Origin of the sequence: Microbacterium sp. Leaf159 (assembly GCF_001423615.1) — a bacterium.
Taxonomy (GTDB): domain Bacteria; phylum Actinomycetota; class Actinomycetes; order Actinomycetales; family Microbacteriaceae; genus Microbacterium.
Map to the genome: position 1 here is coordinate 799,411 of NZ_LMOU01000001.1, position 15,464 is coordinate 814,874.

The following is a 15,464-nucleotide window of genomic DNA, read 5'->3' on the forward strand; positions in this document are numbered from 1 at the left end:
AGGCATCGCCGCAGCACCGGGCGCTGAGTCTGTCACGAGGCGTCGCACCGGGCGGCCTCAGATTCCGGTCGGATCGACCTCGTCCGCATATCCGATGAGGATCGACGCGAGCTCATCGGGCCGACTGAGCGCGACGCAGTGGCTCCCCCGGATCTCGTCCGCGACCACGCCGAGGCGAGTCCGCGCGAGATCATGCAGGAAGTCCGGTGGGAAGAATCTGTCCTCGGTGCACACGACGACACGTGTCGGCACGTTCGGCCATGATGTCAGCGGCCAGACAGCGGCCATCGCCGCTGCGGAGGGATGCGCACGCTCTCGCCGCATCGCCTCCTCGGCCAGCGGGCGAGGAACGTCGTGGAAGAACCCCACGAACGGATCTGCATTTCCGGTGAGTCCGCCGTCCAGCGCGGCCTGCGCCTCGGCGGCCGCACCGAAACCGGTGCTCTGCCACCACTCGTCGGGCGACTCCCCCGGTTCGGGGATCATCGCCGCCAGCATCACGAGGGCGTCGGCCGACAGCCTGTCGGCGACGATCGGCGCCGTGAATCCGCCGAACGAGTGGCCGACCACGATCCCGCCTCGGCGATGGCCGACCGCCGCGACCACGGCATCCGCGTAATCGTCGAGCGTGAGCGCCTCATCATCGCCGGGCAGGTCGGGCGCGAACACCTCGTGCCCCCGCTCCTGGAGAGCCGCCGCGACCAGATGCCATGACCACCCTGTGTCTCCTGCACCGTGCACGAGGACGAAGGTGGCCATGGGTCCTCGTGACTCAGTAGGCCAGCAGCGCGGCTCGGGTGGCCCGTGTCCGCGCGAGCAGGGCCTGCTCATCCGCCGGAGCCATCGGATCGCGTCCGGTGATGGCGCGCTGGCGGACGGATGCGAGCGTCGTCGCATCCTTGATGAACTCCCGCATGAGCGGGCGGCGGTCTCCGCGCAGCTGCGATGCCCAGCCGAGCCCCGTCTTGCGACCGGCCGGCGTCGCCAGCATGGTGACCTCTTCCGGCGTGAACCACCCGGCTGCGGCATAGTCGCCGAGCCGCGCCCTGGTGAGACGCGACTCCTCGCGCCGGAGAGCGATGATCCCGAAGATGAAGCCGACGAACAGCGGCACCTGGAGCACGAAGTACAGCAGGAAGAAGTTCGCGAACGACGATCCGTTCCAGAGACCGTGCAGGAACATCGCACCCAGCATCCCGAGGAGCCCGAAGCCGAGTACGGCGCCCGTGGACGCATGCCGCCGGGCCGCCAGGCCGATCGCGAGGCCGGTCAGCGAGGTGAACATGGCATGGGCGAACGGCGACATGATCGCGCGCAGGATGAAGGTCACGGTCAGCTGCTCACCGCCGCCCTCGATGAGACTGATCGCGAAGTACTGGATGTTCTCCGTGAAGGCGAACCCCGCGCCCACGAGAGCGCCGTACACGACACCGTCGACCGGACCGTCGAAGGCGCGACGGGCGATGAGGAAGATCAGGAAGACGCCGAAGCCCTTCCAGAACTCCTCGACGATGGGCGCCTGGATGACGGCGCCGGCGACCTCTCCCCGGAACCCGAGGACCGCGGTGAGTCCGAGATCGACGAGGAGGGTGAGTCCCACGGCGGCGATCGCGCCCCACGCGATCGCGAAGAACACGAGGGACTTGGGCTCGGGTTCCCACCGGTCGATCATCCGCACGACGAAGAAGACGATCGCGAGCGGAACGAGAGCCAGAACCAAGCCGATGATCGATGCGAGCGGGCCGAGGAAGAGCCCGAAGTACGCGATCAGAGCGAGCAGCAGCAGTCCGAGGAAGCCGAACAGCGAGTAGAGGGCGATGCGTCCGCCGCGACGGGCAGCGGGCAGCGCGGGCAGCCCCTGCGCCGGGGATGGGGCTGCGGGTGCCGGCGGAGAGTAGGGAGTCGGCTGAGCGAGCACGGACGCATACGCCGGACGCTGCGTGAACTGCGCGGGTGTGTAGTTCGACTGCGCGTACTGCTGGGCGGAGTACTGCTGCGGAGCCGGCGGCTGATATCCCGGCTGTGCGTATCCCGGCTGCTGCTGCGGGTATCCCGGCTGCTGCTGTGCGTACCCCGGCTGCTGCTGCGGATACGCCTGCGGCTGCGGCGCTGCCGGAGGCTGCCCCGGCGTCGGCGCCTGCTGGGCCGGAGGGTGTTGGGGCGCAGGCGGCGGCGTGTACGGCGATGGCTGGGACGGTCCTCCGGAACTCATAGGCAAAAGCATATGGGGAACAATCAACTTCCCCACGGTCTGGCGACTTCCTCCAGCAATTCCCGTGGCTCACCGGATAGCGTAGGAGCATGCGGTTCGCTCATCTGCGTCGTGCCGACTCTCCCGCTGCGCATCTCGCAGTGGTGGAGGGTGCCGACGCCATCCTCGTCTCCGATCTCCTTCCCGACCCCCCTGGCTCTCTGCAGCAGCTGATCGAAGGCGGAGAGCAGATGCTCGCCGCACTGCGGTCGGCCGTCGCGGGCGGCGATGCCCCTCGGCATCCGCTCGAAGCATGGGACTTCGCCTCCGCGGTCATCGCTCCCCCCGCCGTCCTCGCGGTCGGGCTCAACTACGCGGCGCACTCGAGCGAGCTCGGTCTGAAGACCGACGCAGCGCCGACCGTCTTCACCCTGTGGCCCAACTCCCTCACCGGGCACGAGCAGACCACATCGTGGCCGCGCGCGCTGAGCGAGGCCGTGGACTACGAGGCTGAGCTCGGGGTTCTGATCGGCACGCCCGCCAAGGACGTCAGCGAAGCAGAGGCGCTCTCGTACGTCTGGGGCTACACGGTCGTCAACGACATCACCGCGCGTAACGTCCAGTTCTCCGAGGCGCAGTGGTCTCGCTGCAAGTCGTTCGACGGATTCACGCCGACCGGGCCTTTCGCCGTCACGGCCGACGAGATCTCCGACCCGCAGGACCTGCACATCTGGGCCGTCGTCGACGGACAGACCGTGCAGGACGCGAGCACGGATCAGATGGTGCGCTCGGTCGCGAAGCTCATCGCGCACCTCTCGCAGTCGCTGACGCTGCTGCCCGGCACGCTGATCTCGACGGGAAGCCCCGGCGGCGCCGGTTACTCCCGTGATCCTCAGATCTTCCTGCGCGATCGTTCGACGGTGACCGTCGGCATCGACGGCATCGGCGAGCTGACCACGCACTGCCGCGTCGAGGGCTGAACGCCTCGCACGCAGACACGGCGAAGGGGCCCCGGCGGATATCCGCCGGGGCCCCTTCGCCGTGTCTCGTCAGATCTCGATGAGATCTTCGGGGGCGATGACCGGGATCGCCGCCGTGATCGCCTCGAGACCGGACAGGCGCGCCGGCGACAACTGCTTGATGACCTCTTCACGCGACATCAGACCGGCCTCGACGACCAGATCGGCCACGTTGCGGTTCGTGAGGAGCGCGGTCTTGGCCAGCGCGGCCGCCGCCGCGTAGCCGATGAACGGGGTGAGCGCGGTGATGACGCCGACCGACGCTCCGACCATCGCACCGAGGCGGTCGCGGTTCGCGGTGATGCCGTCGACGCAGTTCACGCGCAGCGTCCACATCGCCTGGCGCATCCAGGTGATCGACTGGAAGATCGAGTGCGCGATGACCGGCTCGAAGGCGTTGAGCTGCAGCTGACCGGCCTCGGCCGCCATCGTGACGGTCATGTCCGCACCGGCGACGGCGAAGGCGACCTGGTTGACGACCTCGGGGATCACGGGGTTGACCTTGCCGGGCATGATGCTCGAACCCGCCTGCATCGCGGGCAGGTTGATCTCACCGAAACCGGCCTGCGGGCCCGACGACAGCAGCCGCAGGTCGTTGCAGATCTTCGAGAGCTTCATCGCATTGCGCTTCAGCGTCGACGAGAACGACATGAATGAGCCGGTGTCGCTGGTGGCCTCGACGAGGTCGGCGGAGGTGACGAGGTCGAGCGATGTGATCTCGCGCAGATGCTTCAGCACGGCGGGCGCGTAGTCGACGTGCGTCGTGATGCCGGTGCCGATCGCCGTGGCGCCCATGTTGATCTCGAACATGAGCGAGGCGTTCTCGGTGAGACGCGTGTGGTCGAAGCCGAGCGTCGATGCGAACCCGTGGAACTCCTGACCGAGCGTCATCGGAACGGCATCCTGCAGTTGCGTGCGGCCGACCTTGAGCACGTCGTGGAACTCGTGCGACTTGTTGAGGAACGACACGCGCAGCAGATCGAGTTCCTCGAGCAGCGAGCGCAGGGTCAGCGACAGGCCGATCTTCACGGCGGTCGGGTACACGTCGTTGGTGGACTGGCTGCGGTTGGTGTGGTCGATCGGCGAGAGGAACGCGTAATCGCCCTTCTCGTGACCCGCAAGCTCGAGGGCGATGTTGGTGATGACCTCGTTGGCGTTCATGTTCGTCGAGGTCCCGGCACCACCCTGGATGACGCCGACCGTGAACTGGTCATGGAACTCCCCGTCGATCACGCGCTGCGCCGCACGGTCGATCAGGTCGGCCCGCTCGGCATCGAGGACGCCGATCTCGCGGTTGGCTCGAGCGCTGGCCTGCTTGACCATCGCGAGTGCGACGATCAGGTCGGGGTAGACCGAGATCGGACGCTTGGTGATCGGGAAGTTCGCGTCGGCGCGAGCAGTGTGGATCCCCCAGTACGCGTCGGCGGGAATCTCCATGCTCCCGAGCGAATCGGTCTCGGTACGGGTGAGGGCAGGCGCGGCAGAAGCCATGTCACATCCTTGTGGGTAGTGGCGAGTGTGTGGTGCGGGGGATGCATCCAGTCTACGCCCGAGTGCATGCGCCGACAGGGATACGACGGCGCGTCAGCGTTTGCGCGAGAACGCCTCGAGTCGCTTCTCCGGGCTGAGCCTCCCCATCCTCTCCAGCCACGCCTGAGAGAAATGGTCGCCGGTCGGGGCGTCGGCCACCGGAACCACGGTGTGCGTGATCGTGTCGGGTCTCACATGCACGATCTGGAACGCCTGAGCCGCATCCATCCCGTTCACGTCGGCTGCAGGGCGGGCGACGTTCATCGTGTAACACGTCGCCGACGAGACGCTCACCGGCACCCCGGCGAACGTTCCGTGTGCCGAGTAGTGCAGGTGCCCGGCGAGGATCCCGCGCACGTCGCTCCCCCGGATGACCTCGGCGAGTTCGTCCTGGTGCCGAAGCTCCAGAATGTCGAACAGCGGGACATGGCTCGGGAGTGGTGGATGATGCATCGCGAGCAAGGTGCCATGAGGTGCGGGTTCACGGAGCAGGTCGGCGAGCCACGCGAGCTGGCCGTCGTCGAGGTCGCCGTGATGCCAGCCGGGAACGCTCGTGTCCAGAGCGATCAGCCGCAGTCCGTCGAGGTCCCAGACACCGGTGATCGGATCTTGGCTCGGCTCCTGGTCGAGCAGTCCTTCGCGCAGCGCCGGACGTTCGTCGTGGTTCCCCGCGACCCAGACGACGGGTGCGCCGAGTTCGATGGCCACCGGTTCGACGGCGGTGCGCAGGCGCCGATAGGCGTCGGGCTCCCCCAGATCCGTGAGGTCACCCGTGATCACGATCGCCGCGGGGTGCGGATGCACGTTCCGGATCGCGTCGAGCGTGCGGGCGAAGTTCGACTCCACGTCGTAGCGACCGCCGAGCCTCGCGCCGCCGGCGAGGAAATGCGGGTCGCTCACGTGGATGATCACGTGGGATGCCGGTTCGTGACGGCCGAAGACGAACTCGGAGTCGGAGTGCGCTGCCATGATGCCAGCCTAGGCGCGACTCCGACACCGGCACGAGGAGCGGTACCACATCAGCTGTAGTAGTCGAGATAGGGTTCCTCCATGGCGAAGAACCAGACCAGACGAAGACTGATCGCGGATGCCGGACTCTCGGTCCTCGCGGCGGAGGGTTCACGAGGGCTCACTCATCGAGCCGTCGACCTCGTCGCCGGCGTCCCCGTGGGCACCACGTCGAACTACTTCCGGAGCCGCGATTCCCTCGTGGAGGGGCTCGTCGAGCGCATCGGAGAGCGTCTCGCCCCGAGCGAGGACGATCTCGCTCGCCGGTCGTCGGAGGCGCCCAGCAGGGAACTGTTCGCGGACTACATCCGCGACATCGTCCGACGCCTCACCGAGGATCGGGATGTGACGCTCGCCCTCTTCGAGCTACGACTCGAGAGCAGCCGCCGACCCGAGGTCGCTGCGCTCCTCGGCGCGTGGCAGCGGGCCGGATTCGCCGGAGACGTCGAGTTCAACTCGTCTGCGGGACTCCCGGGCGGCCGCCGCGAGATCGCGCTGTTCCACTACGCGATCGACGGGCTGATGCTCGATCGGCTCACCACTCCGATCGATCCGGACACCTCGACGGATGACATCGTCGACGACCTCGTCGCAGGGCTGCTGCGCTGAGAACGCCCGACTCTCGACGCCCGGTCAGTGCCCGACGACGATGATGAGGATGCCGGCCACGACCGCCACCGCGCAGAGTGCGAAGCATCCGTAGGCGCCGAAGAGGGCCACGCGACGCTGTCCGTCCGTCAGAGGACTCTTCTTCGCAGCCTTCGCAGCCTGCTTCGCGGCACGCTTGAGCTCCTTCTCTGTGATCACGGTGATCGCATCGGTGAACTCGGCAGGACTCACGACAGGGGCGCGACCGCTGCGGACCAGCAGCCGGAGCCCGAAAGCGTAGAACGTCACCACTGCGCAGGCGCCGACGAGCGCTGCGAGGAACACCTGGACGAATGCACTCCAGTCGATGTCGACGCTCACTTCGATTCCTCGCTGTTCGCCGTCTCGGCATCGTCGATCTTCGGGGGCGTCTCGTTCTTCGCCGCCTTCTTCGTGGCCTTCGCCCTCGCATCGGCCTTCGCGTCGGCCTTCGCCTTGGCGTCGGCCTTCGCCTGGACCTTGACCTGCTCCCGAGCCTCCGCGCGAGCCTTGGCCTCAGCCTTCGCATCGGCGATGCGCTGCTGACGGCGGGTGAGAGGGGTGGTGTCGGGGTGCTCGATCGCCAGCCCCGATTCCGCCACGTCGCTCATCGCATTCGCGGGAGTCACGGCGTCCTTGCGCGAACGCAGGAAGAGTCCGATGATGACCGCGAGAGCCAGCACCGTGTCGATCGCGATGCCCCAGTTGCCGAGCCATGTGATCAGGAGCGCGGCGAGAGCACCGACGGCACCGGCGGCCGGAAGCGTGAGCAGCCAGCCGATCGCGATGCGACCGGCAGTGCGCCACCGCACGGTCGAACCACGGCGACCCAGCCCCGATCCGATCACGGATCCCGATGCGACCTGCGTCGTCGAGAGGGCGAATCCGAAGGCGCTGGATGCGAGGATCGTCGCGGCGGTCGAGCTCTCTGCCGAGAAGCCCTGTGCGGGCTTGACCTCGGTGAGTCCCTTGCCGAGGGTGCGGATGATGCGCCAGCCGCCGAGATAGGTGCCGAGCGCGATCGTGACGGCGCAGGCGATGATGACCCAGAGATGCGGGTCGGCCTGCGAACTGCTCTGCCAGCCGACCGTGATCAGCGCGAGGGTGATGACACCCATCGTCTTCTGGGCGTCGTTCGTGCCGTGCGCGAGCGCCACCAGCGAGGAGGTGAAGATCTGCCCCCAGCGGAAGCCGTCGCGACCGTCGGGCTTGCCGTCGTATCGCCGCGTGATCGAATACGCCAGCTTCGTGGCGGCGAACGCGATGATGCCCGCGGTGAGCGGAGCGATGAGAGCGGGGAGGATGATCTTCGACAGCACCATGCCGAAGTCGATCCCGCCGACTCCGACTCCGATCAGCGTGGCCCCGATGAGGCCGCCGAACAGCGCGTGGGAGGAGCTCGATGGCAGACCGAGCAGCCAGGTGAGCATGTTCCAGGTGATCGCGCCGATGAGACCGGCGAAGATCATCGGCAGGAACGCATCACCTTGGATGGTGTCCTCTCGGATGATCCCGTGCGACACGGTCTTGGAGACCTCTGTCGAGAGGAATGCACCGACCAGGTTCAGGACCGCTGCGAGAAGCACCGCGGTCTTGGGCTTGAGAGCACCCGTCGCGATGGGCGTCGCCATCGCGTTCGCGGTGTCGTGGAACCCGTTGGTGAAGTCGAAGAAGAGTGCCAGCAGGATAACCAGCACGACGATGAGGGCTGCGGTTTCCACCGTTCGCTTTCGGTCGTTGAGGAAGAAGGAGGTGTCGACGTGATCGACGTGACGAACGAAGAGTTCACCGTGGGTTTGACTTCCGTTAACCGGCCCCGGGCAATCTTCCCACCCTGTCGGGTGCCGGTCAACTCGACCTGGGCTAGCGTGGGAGCCGTGACTGATGCCCCGATCGCAGACCGCCGCTCGACACTCCGCACTCACCACGGGGACACCTTCGATGACCCGTACGAATGGCTGCGGGAGAAGGACTCCCCCGAGGTGATCGCGCATCTCGAGGCCGAGAACGCACACACCGAGTCGGAGCTCTCCCCCCTCGCCGGACTGCGCGAGACGCTGTTCCAGGAGATCAAGGGTCGAGTGCAGGAGACAGACCTCTCCGTGCCGACTCGGCGCGGCGACTGGTGGTATTACAGCCGCACCGAGGAGGGCTCCCAGTACGGCATCCACTGTCGTACTGCTGCGGCCGAGGGCGACTGGACTCCCCCGGTGCTCGAACCCGGCGTTCCGGTGGCCGGTGAGACCGTGCTGCTCGACGGCAACGTCGAGGCCGAGGGCCACGAGTTCTTCTCACTCGGCGCGTTCGACACCTCGGACGATGCCACCAGGCTGCTGTGGGCGACGGACTTCGAAGGCGACGAGCTCTATACGGTGCACGTCCGCGACCTCGTCACCGGAGAGACTCTCGCCGACGAGATCCCCGACACGGGAGGCGCGTTCTTCACCCCCGACGGCACCGGCATCCTCTACACGACCAGGGATGACGCCTGGCGCCCCGACACCCTCTGGCTGCACCGCCTCGGCACGCCGGTGGCGGAGGACGTGAAGCTCTTCCACGAACCCGATGAGAAGTACTGGCTGGGCGCCGGGATCACCCGCAGTCGCAGGTACCTGGTGATCGCCGTCGGCTCCAGCATCACGAGCGAGGAGTACCTCGTCGATCTCTCGGGCGATCTGACCGCGCCGCCCGAGATCGTCTGGCCCCGGCGCGAGGGCGTCGAGTACTCGCTCGAGCACGCGGTCGTCGACGGAGAGGATCGCCTGTACATCCTCCACAACGACGGCGCGCTGGACTTCGAGCTCGTGTCGGTCGCCGCATCCGCTCCCGGGGGCGAGCGTAGGGTCGTCCTGGCGCACGAACCAGGGCGCCGACTCCTCGGCATGGACGCGTTCCGCGACTTCGCCACGGTCGAGTACCGCCGTGAGGGGCTGGAGCGCGTCGGGCTGCTCGACTACTCGACGGACGCCGTCGAGGACATCGTCTTCGACGAGCCCCTGTACTCGGCCGGTGTCAGCGGCAACCCGGAATGGCACTCGCCGTACCTGCGCCTCGGCTACACCTCGTTCGTCACACCCGGCACCGTGTACGAGCTCGACCTCGCGACGCGCGAACTCGAACTCCGCAAGCAGGTCGCCGTCCTCGGCGGCTACGACCCGCTCGACTACGGCCAGCAGCGCGCCTGGGCCACCGCATCCGACGGCACTCGCGTGCCCATCTCGCTCGTCTGGAAGCGCTCCTTCGGCGACCCGGGTTCCGAGGCTCGACCCGTTCACCTCTACGGCTACGGGTCATACGAGCACTCGATCGACCCCGGCTTCTCGGTCGCCCGTCTGTCCGAGCTCGACCGAGGCATCGTCTTCGCCGTCGCGCACGTGCGCGGTGGCGGCGAGATGGGACGGCAGTGGTACGAAGACGGCAAGCTGCTGAACAAGCGCAACACGTTCACGGACTTCGTCGCATGCGCCGAGCACCTCGTCGAGCAGGGCATCACGACCCCCGAGAGGCTCGTCGCGGAGGGCGGCAGCGCCGGCGGCCTGCTCATGGGAGCCATAACGAACCTCGCTCCCGAGCTCTTCGCCGGAGTTCTGGCCGCCGTTCCGTTCGTCGACGCGCTCACGACGATCCTCGACCCGTCGCTCCCGCTCACGGTGATCGAGTGGGACGAATGGGGTGACCCGCTGCACGGGGCTGACGTCTACGAGTACATGAAGTCGTACTCGCCGTACGAGAATGTGCGTGAAGGCGTCGAGTATCCCCGCATCCTCGCCGTCACGTCGCTCAACGACACCCGCGTGCTCTACGTCGAGCCGGCCAAGTGGATCGCGGCGCTGCGCGTCGCAGGAGCCTCGGACGCAATGCTCAAGTGCGAGATGGTCGCCGGTCACGGTGGCGTGAGCGGGCGGTACAACTCGTGGAAGGAGCGCGCCTTCGAGCTGGCGTGGATCCTCGACACGGTCGGGCTCGCCTCACGCTGACCACCCTCAGCGACGAGAGCGGGCCGATCCGGTGAGGATCGGCCCGCTCTCGTGAGGAGTGTCTCGCCGTCGGCTCAGCCGAACAGGGCGGCAGCTTCGTCGTAGCGGCTGCGGGGAACCGTGTTCAGCTCGCCGAGGGCCTCGGCGAACGGGACACGCACGATGTCGGTCCCCTGCATCGCGACCATCTGGCCCCATGCTCCGTCAACCAGTGCATCGGCGGCGTGCAGTCCGAGTCGCGTGGCGAGCACGCGGTCGAACGCCGAGGGCGATCCCCCGCGCTGGATGTGACCGAGGATCGTGGCGCGAGTCTCGATTCCGGTGATCCTCTCGATCGCCGGTGCGAGCTGGTCGCCGATGCCGCCCAGACGGGGGCGGTTGAATGCGTCCAGCCCCTTGTCGCTGTACGCCTCGTCCATGCCGAGCAGCTTGAATCCTTCGGAGACCACGACGAGCGGCGCGCGACCGCGATCGTGGGCACTCGAGACGAGCTCGGTGATGTCGTCGATCGACATCGGGACCTCGGGGATGCAGATGGCGTGTGCGCCCGCCGCCATCCCGGCGTGCAACGCGATCCAGCCGACGTGGCGCCCCATGACCTCGGCCACCATGCAGCGCTGGTGGGAGTCTCCGGTGGTGCGCAGACGGTCCATCGCATCCGTGGCGATGTTGACGGCCGTGTCGAAGCCGAACGAGTAGTCGGTGGCGCGGAGGTCGTTGTCGATGGTCTTCGGCACGCCGATGACGTTGATGCCGTCCTTCGCGAGGCGGTCGGCCGCTGCGAGGGTCCCCTCGCCGCCGATGGCGATGATGCCGTCGATCTTGTGGCCGTAGAGCGTCTTGGCGATGTTCTCCGCGCCGCCGCGCTCACCCTCGTAGGGGTTGGTGCGGCTGGTGCCGAGGATCGTTCCGCCGACCTTCGACAGGCCCTTCACCTCGTGCCGGGTGAGAGGGAAGAAGTCTCCGTCGACGACGCCTCGCCATCCGTCGCGGATGCCGACGAACTCGAGGTCGTATGTCGTGGTGCCCTTGAGCACGATGCCGCGGATCACCGCGTTGAGTCCGGGGCAGTCGCCACCGCTCGTCAGAATGCCGATCTTCATGCTTGCCTCAGACGGGTTCAGGGGAAGGGGAAAAGGCGACGCTGCCTGCGATCGACACTAGTGCCCCGATGCGCGCACGCGCCATTCGAGGCGACGAAAACCGAGGATCTTGCGGTCACCTCGGGACGATTCGCAAGAAATGCCTTGAGCGGCCCGGGAGAACGAGAAATCGGCGCCAAGAATCGAGATTCTTAACGCCGATCTTTCGAGAGCTGCTACCGTCAGGCCGCCCCGAGGGCTTCCCGCAGCAGGTGCATGAGAGCCCCGAGCTGCACGGGCTCCGCCGCCGCGTCATCGACGGCCTCACCGTCGAGAGCCCGCGCCGCGAGCCCCTGCTTCTGGTCGATGAGTTCGGCGATCTTCGCATCGACGGTGTGAGCCGCGATGATCCGCCACGCCGTGACCGGCTCGTCCTGACCGATGCGGTGCACTCGGTCGATCGCCTGAGTCTGCTCCGCAGCTGTCCACGAGAGCTCTGCGAGGACGACGTTGGATGCCGCCTGCATGTTGAGGCCCACGCCGGCTGCCGTCAGCGAGCACACCGCGATGCCGACGTCGGGATCGCTGTTGAAGTCATCGATCGCCTGCTGACGCGCGGTCGACGTCTGGTCGCCACGGATGGAGACCGAGCGGATGCCGGCCGACGCGAAGTGCGCCTCGGCCTGATCCATCACGTCGATGTGCTTCGCGAAGAACACGACCTTGCCCACCGAACGCTGGAGCTGCGCCGCGTAGTCCGCCGCGAGCTGCGCCTTCGCCTGTCCGATGCGACGAACCATGGTGAAGACGTTGTCACCTCCGGTGCCTGCGGCCTTCGATTCCTCGAGCTCGTTCTGAGCGACCAGTCGAACGATGTCCTCGTCGATCTCGCCCGGTGCGAGCCCGCGGTCGCCGCGTGCCTCGATGATCCTGCGGTAACGCGCCGCGAGCCGCTCACCGAGCTCGCGCTCGGCCTGACGGATGCTGCGCCCGAACTCGTCATCCAGCTGCACCGGCAGATCGGCGATGAGCTTGTCGGGGAGATCGGCCGCGACATCCTTCTTCTTACGGCGGACGATCCCCATGGAGATGACCGCTTCACGGGCCTCGGGATAGAACGCCTTGTCTGCAGGCGTGAATCCGGTCGCGTCGAGCTTCTCCATCAGCTCGGGGCCGGGCTTCTCGCCCGTCGTCCAGCCGAGGAAGCGCCAGATCGCGTCGAAGTCCTCGACGTCATTGATCAGCGGCGTTCCGGTGAGTGCGAGCATCAGCGGGTTGCCGCCCGGCGTGCGCTCGCGCACGCGGTTGGCCAGCGAGAGCACGTTCTGGGAGCGCTGCGAGCTGAGGTTCTTGATGAAGTGCGCCTCGTCGACGACCATGCCTCGGAGGCCGATCGATGCGAGCCACGACATGTGACGATCGAGGATCTCGTAGTTCACGATGAAGATGTCGGCGAACGCGTCGATGTCGGTGCCATCACCCTGGATGACCGTCGCTCGGCGCTGCGGCGTCCATCGCTCGACCTCCCGCGCCCAGTTCATCTTCACGACGTTGGGCACCACCACGAGAAGCGGGTACGCGCCGGCGACAGACGCGGCGAGCAGGGACTGAGCCGTCTTGCCGAGGCCGGGTTCGTCGGCGAGGAGGAAGCTCCTGTGTCCCTCGCGCACAGCCTCGAGGAAGCGCGACTGGTGCACCATCACCTCGAGACCCTTCGGCGAGAGGTGGTCGTACTCGGGTGCGGGCGGGAGATCCATGCTCGCCGCGCCTCCCCCTGCGCCCGTCTCGAACGCCTTGTAGAGGGGCCCCATGAGCTCCCAGCCGTCGAGGCGGCGGCGGGGGGTCGTGCTGGCGCGCGGGGTGAGATCCGGAGCGAGGAACGGGTTCGCGAGCTGGCGCGATTCGACGGACGGCGGCGTCACCTGACGTTCGGCGATCGCGGCGGACACGACGGACGTCTGCACGGGCGCTATGTCGGCGATGATGAGTTCTTCGGGGGCGAGTTCCGCACCCGACTCGAGCAGCCAGTCGCGCCGCATCCGCTTCGCGACAGGCGACGTCGCCTGATCGGCTTCGAGCAGCTGGATCAGCGACGTGTCGCGGGCAGCGGTCTTGGCGAGGATAGTCGCGACGCCGTCGAGCCGCTTGAGGAGCTCCGCACGGGCGGCATCGGCGATCTCGGTGTCCGCCTTGACCCTGGCGCGCTCTTCGCGCACCAGGAACGCGATCACCTGGAACTTCACCCGGTTCGTCGGGCCCAGCTTTCCCCGCTGCGACTTCGCCTCGATCTCGCGCACCTTGCGCGCGAGGATCGGGATGAGGGGCGCCTCATCGTCGCGACGAGACGTCTTCTTGCGCCGCGTTGCGGCAGTCGCCGTGGTCGGCATGCTCCTCCTGAGCGTGAAGGCCGAGCATCCACAGGATGCGGCAGCCGTTCTCGATGTCCGCGTGTGGCGTGAGCCAGGACCGTACGAACAGTAGTTCCGGTGATCATCGACGCGCGACTCGGTCGCGAGATTCGCCGACCACCGTGGCCCATTCTACGCCATGCCGACCTGCGGACCGAGATCACGTCACGGAGAGTTGGGGCGGAGTTCAGCTTCGCGGAGCTGCGAGGACCCGTTCGGCGTCGGTGACGTCGGCGGCCATCTGCGACTTGAGCTTCTCGATGCCCTCGAAGGCGACCATGCCGCGCAGACGTTCGACGAACTCGACGGTGACGTCGTGGCCGTACAGATCGAGGTCCGTCTCACCGAGCACGTGTGCTTCGACCTGGCGTTCGAGGACGTCATCGAACGTCGGGTTGGTGCCCACCGAGATCGCAGCCCGGTGACGGATCCCGGTCTCGTGATCGACGAGCCAGCCTGCGTACACCCCGTCGCCCGGCACGAACGAGTCGACCGAGGCCGAGAGGTTCGCTGTCGGGAATCCGAGTTCCCTCCCGCGCTTGAGTCCGTGCACGACCTCGCCCCGCACGTCGACGTGGCGGTCGAGCACACGCGCGGCAGTCGTCACATCCCCGTCCATCAGCAGTTCGCGGATCCAGGTCGACGAGACCCGTCGCTCGGAGCCGTCAAGGAAGACGTCGTCGACGACCTCGACGGTGAAGCCGAGCTGCGGACCCAGCTCCCGCAGCAACGCGGGCGTTCCCGCTCCCCCGCGCCCGAACCGGAAGTCCTCGCCCACGAGCACCGTCGACACCCCGAGCGCTCCGACCAGGATGCTCGTGACGAATTCCTCGGCGCTGCGCGCGGCGAACTCGGCGTCGAAAGTGAGCAACAGAGTCGCGTCGAGTTCGAGCTCGCTCAGCAGCTCGAGCTTGCGCTCGACGGTGACGACGTTCTCGGGGCAGCGATCGGGTCGCAGCACGGCGAGCGGATTGCGGTCGAACGTGACGGCGACCGCGCGGAGGCCGGACTCTTCGGCAACCTGCTTCAGCCGGCGGATGACCGCCCGATGCCCGGCATGGACGCCGTCGAACTTTCCGATCGCGACGACGGAGGGACCGAAGTCCTCCGGCACCTCCTGAGGGTCGCGGAAGACGATCATGCGGACACCTCGGCGGCGGGTGCCTCCTGCACAGCACGGGTCGGTCGGTGGGTGCGCAGCCACCAGATCCCGAAGACCGGGAGCACGAGCGGGATGAACACGTAGCCCCGCCCGAACATCGACCAGACGGTGTCATGCGGGAAGAGGTCGGGGAAGAAGATGCTGAGCGCGCCGATCACCAGGACGCCCGTGAGTTCGAACACGATCGCGATCCACGCCACGACGTACCAGCCACGCCTCTCAGCGAGCACGAGCGCCAGGGTCGCGAGGATGTAGACGACCGCTGCCAGCGCCGAGAGCGAGTACGCCACTGGCGCCTCGTCGAACTGCCGGAAGATCTGCACGAAGCTTCGACCGGTCGCCGCCAGCGCCATGACGGCGTAGACGATCACGAGGACACGGCCGATGCCGGTCATCCTGGAGGTGGGGACGGTGGTGCTCATAGCTCCACCCATTCTAGGTCCGGGCCGGGGACCCAGGA

13 protein-coding genes are annotated in these 15,464 nt (G+C 67.4%); 3 read left to right on the top strand and 10 right to left on the bottom strand.

Features of this window, described 5'->3' with window-relative positions; translation table 11 throughout:
* Positions 1-57: 57 nt before the first annotated feature.
* Together ASF80_RS03950 and ASF80_RS03955 are read right to left on the bottom strand one after the other, a co-directional pair.
* On the bottom strand, positions 58-759 hold the full coding sequence (locus tag ASF80_RS03950; RefSeq protein ID WP_056308172.1) for an alpha/beta fold hydrolase: 702 nt from the start codon (positions 757-759) through the stop codon (positions 58-60).
* A gap of 13 nt (positions 760-772) precedes the next feature.
* On the bottom strand, positions 773-2,212 hold the full coding sequence (locus ASF80_RS03955) for a PrsW family intramembrane metalloprotease (protein WP_200934740.1): 1,440 nt from the start codon (positions 2,210-2,212) through the stop codon (positions 773-775).
* A gap of 89 nt (positions 2,213-2,301) precedes the next feature.
* Here ASF80_RS03955 and ASF80_RS03960 point away from each other — a divergent pair, with 89 nt between their 5' ends.
* Positions 2,302-3,171, top strand: a complete 870-nt coding sequence (locus tag ASF80_RS03960) for a fumarylacetoacetate hydrolase family protein (RefSeq protein ID WP_056308173.1) — start codon at positions 2,302-2,304, stop codon at positions 3,169-3,171.
* A 69-nt stretch (positions 3,172-3,240) separates the two neighbouring features.
* Here ASF80_RS03960 and ASF80_RS03965 read toward each other — a convergent pair whose 3' ends face one another.
* Entirely contained in the window at positions 3,241-4,701 is a 1,461-nt protein-coding gene (locus tag ASF80_RS03965; RefSeq protein WP_056308175.1) for an aspartate ammonia-lyase, read from the bottom strand.
* Positions 4,702-4,794: 93 nt separating this feature from the next.
* Positions 4,795-5,709 (bottom strand): phosphodiesterase, encoded by a 915-nt coding sequence (locus ASF80_RS03970; RefSeq protein ID WP_056308176.1) that lies wholly within the window; start codon positions 5,707-5,709, stop codon positions 4,795-4,797.
* Positions 5,710-5,790: 81 nt separating this feature from the next.
* Between ASF80_RS03970 and ASF80_RS03975 the strand changes: the two genes are divergently transcribed.
* Positions 5,791-6,357 (top strand): TetR/AcrR family transcriptional regulator, encoded by a 567-nt coding sequence (locus ASF80_RS03975; protein ID WP_056308178.1) that lies wholly within the window; start codon positions 5,791-5,793, stop codon positions 6,355-6,357.
* A 24-nt stretch (positions 6,358-6,381) separates the two neighbouring features.
* On the opposite strand, the gene ASF80_RS03980 is transcribed toward ASF80_RS03975, so the two are convergent.
* Both ASF80_RS03980 and ASF80_RS03985 read right to left on the bottom strand, forming a co-directional pair.
* Positions 6,382-6,717, bottom strand: a complete 336-nt coding sequence (locus tag ASF80_RS03980; protein ID WP_056308180.1) for a hypothetical protein — start codon at positions 6,715-6,717, stop codon at positions 6,382-6,384.
* Positions 6,714-8,096, bottom strand: a complete 1,383-nt coding sequence (locus ASF80_RS03985; RefSeq protein ID WP_056308183.1) for an inorganic phosphate transporter — start codon at positions 8,094-8,096, stop codon at positions 6,714-6,716. The genes ASF80_RS03980 and ASF80_RS03985 overlap by 4 nt, the downstream gene beginning before the upstream one ends.
* Positions 8,097-8,252: 156 nt before the next feature.
* Here ASF80_RS03985 and ASF80_RS03990 point away from each other — a divergent pair, with 156 nt between their 5' ends.
* Positions 8,253-10,352 (top strand): S9 family peptidase, encoded by a 2,100-nt coding sequence (locus ASF80_RS03990; RefSeq protein WP_056308184.1) that lies wholly within the window; start codon positions 8,253-8,255, stop codon positions 10,350-10,352.
* 74 nt (positions 10,353-10,426) lie between these two features.
* Here the strand turns inward: ASF80_RS03990 and ASF80_RS03995 are convergent, their stop codons facing one another.
* The 4 genes from ASF80_RS03995 to ASF80_RS04010 form a co-directional block, all read right to left on the bottom strand.
* Positions 10,427-11,455: an ATP-dependent 6-phosphofructokinase gene (locus ASF80_RS03995; RefSeq protein WP_056308186.1), complete on the bottom strand. Its 1,029-nt coding sequence runs from the start codon at positions 11,453-11,455 to the stop codon at positions 10,427-10,429.
* A 221-nt stretch (positions 11,456-11,676) separates the two neighbouring features.
* A complete protein-coding gene (locus tag ASF80_RS04000) occupies positions 11,677-13,821 on the bottom strand; it encodes a DEAD/DEAH box helicase (protein ID WP_056308188.1) in 2,145 nt (714 codons plus the stop codon).
* A gap of 208 nt (positions 13,822-14,029) precedes the next feature.
* A complete protein-coding gene (locus ASF80_RS04005) occupies positions 14,030-14,983 on the bottom strand; it encodes a bifunctional riboflavin kinase/FAD synthetase (protein ID WP_056308190.1) in 954 nt (317 codons plus the stop codon).
* Positions 14,980-15,426: a hypothetical protein gene (locus ASF80_RS04010; RefSeq protein ID WP_235559874.1), complete on the bottom strand. Its 447-nt coding sequence runs from the start codon at positions 15,424-15,426 to the stop codon at positions 14,980-14,982. Before ASF80_RS04010 ends, ASF80_RS04005 begins: the two co-directional genes overlap by 4 nt.
* Positions 15,427-15,464: the final 38 nt, after the last annotated feature.

Coding starts and splice junctions, on each gene's coding strand:
- ASF80_RS04010 (WP_235559874.1), bottom strand. CDS start 15,426: ATGAGCACCACCGTCCCCACCTCCAGGATGACCGGCATCGGCCGTGTC.
- ASF80_RS03965 (WP_056308175.1), bottom strand. CDS start 4,701: ATGGCTTCTGCCGCGCCTGCCCTCACCCGTACCGAGACCGATTCGCTC.
- ASF80_RS03975 (WP_056308178.1), top strand. CDS start 5,791: ATGGCGAAGAACCAGACCAGACGAAGACTGATCGCGGATGCCGGACTC.
- ASF80_RS04005 (WP_056308190.1), bottom strand. CDS start 14,983: ATGATCGTCTTCCGCGACCCTCAGGAGGTGCCGGAGGACTTCGGTCCC.
- ASF80_RS03960 (WP_056308173.1), top strand. CDS start 2,302: ATGCGGTTCGCTCATCTGCGTCGTGCCGACTCTCCCGCTGCGCATCTC.
- ASF80_RS04000 (WP_056308188.1), bottom strand. CDS start 13,821: ATGCCGACCACGGCGACTGCCGCAACGCGGCGCAAGAAGACGTCTCGT.
- ASF80_RS03970 (WP_056308176.1), bottom strand. CDS start 5,709: ATGGCAGCGCACTCCGACTCCGAGTTCGTCTTCGGCCGTCACGAACCG.
- ASF80_RS03955 (WP_200934740.1), bottom strand. CDS start 2,212: ATGAGTTCCGGAGGACCGTCCCAGCCATCGCCGTACACGCCGCCGCCT.
- ASF80_RS03950 (WP_056308172.1), bottom strand. CDS start 759: ATGGCCACCTTCGTCCTCGTGCACGGTGCAGGAGACACAGGGTGGTCA.
- ASF80_RS03995 (WP_056308186.1), bottom strand. CDS start 11,455: ATGAAGATCGGCATTCTGACGAGCGGTGGCGACTGCCCCGGACTCAAC.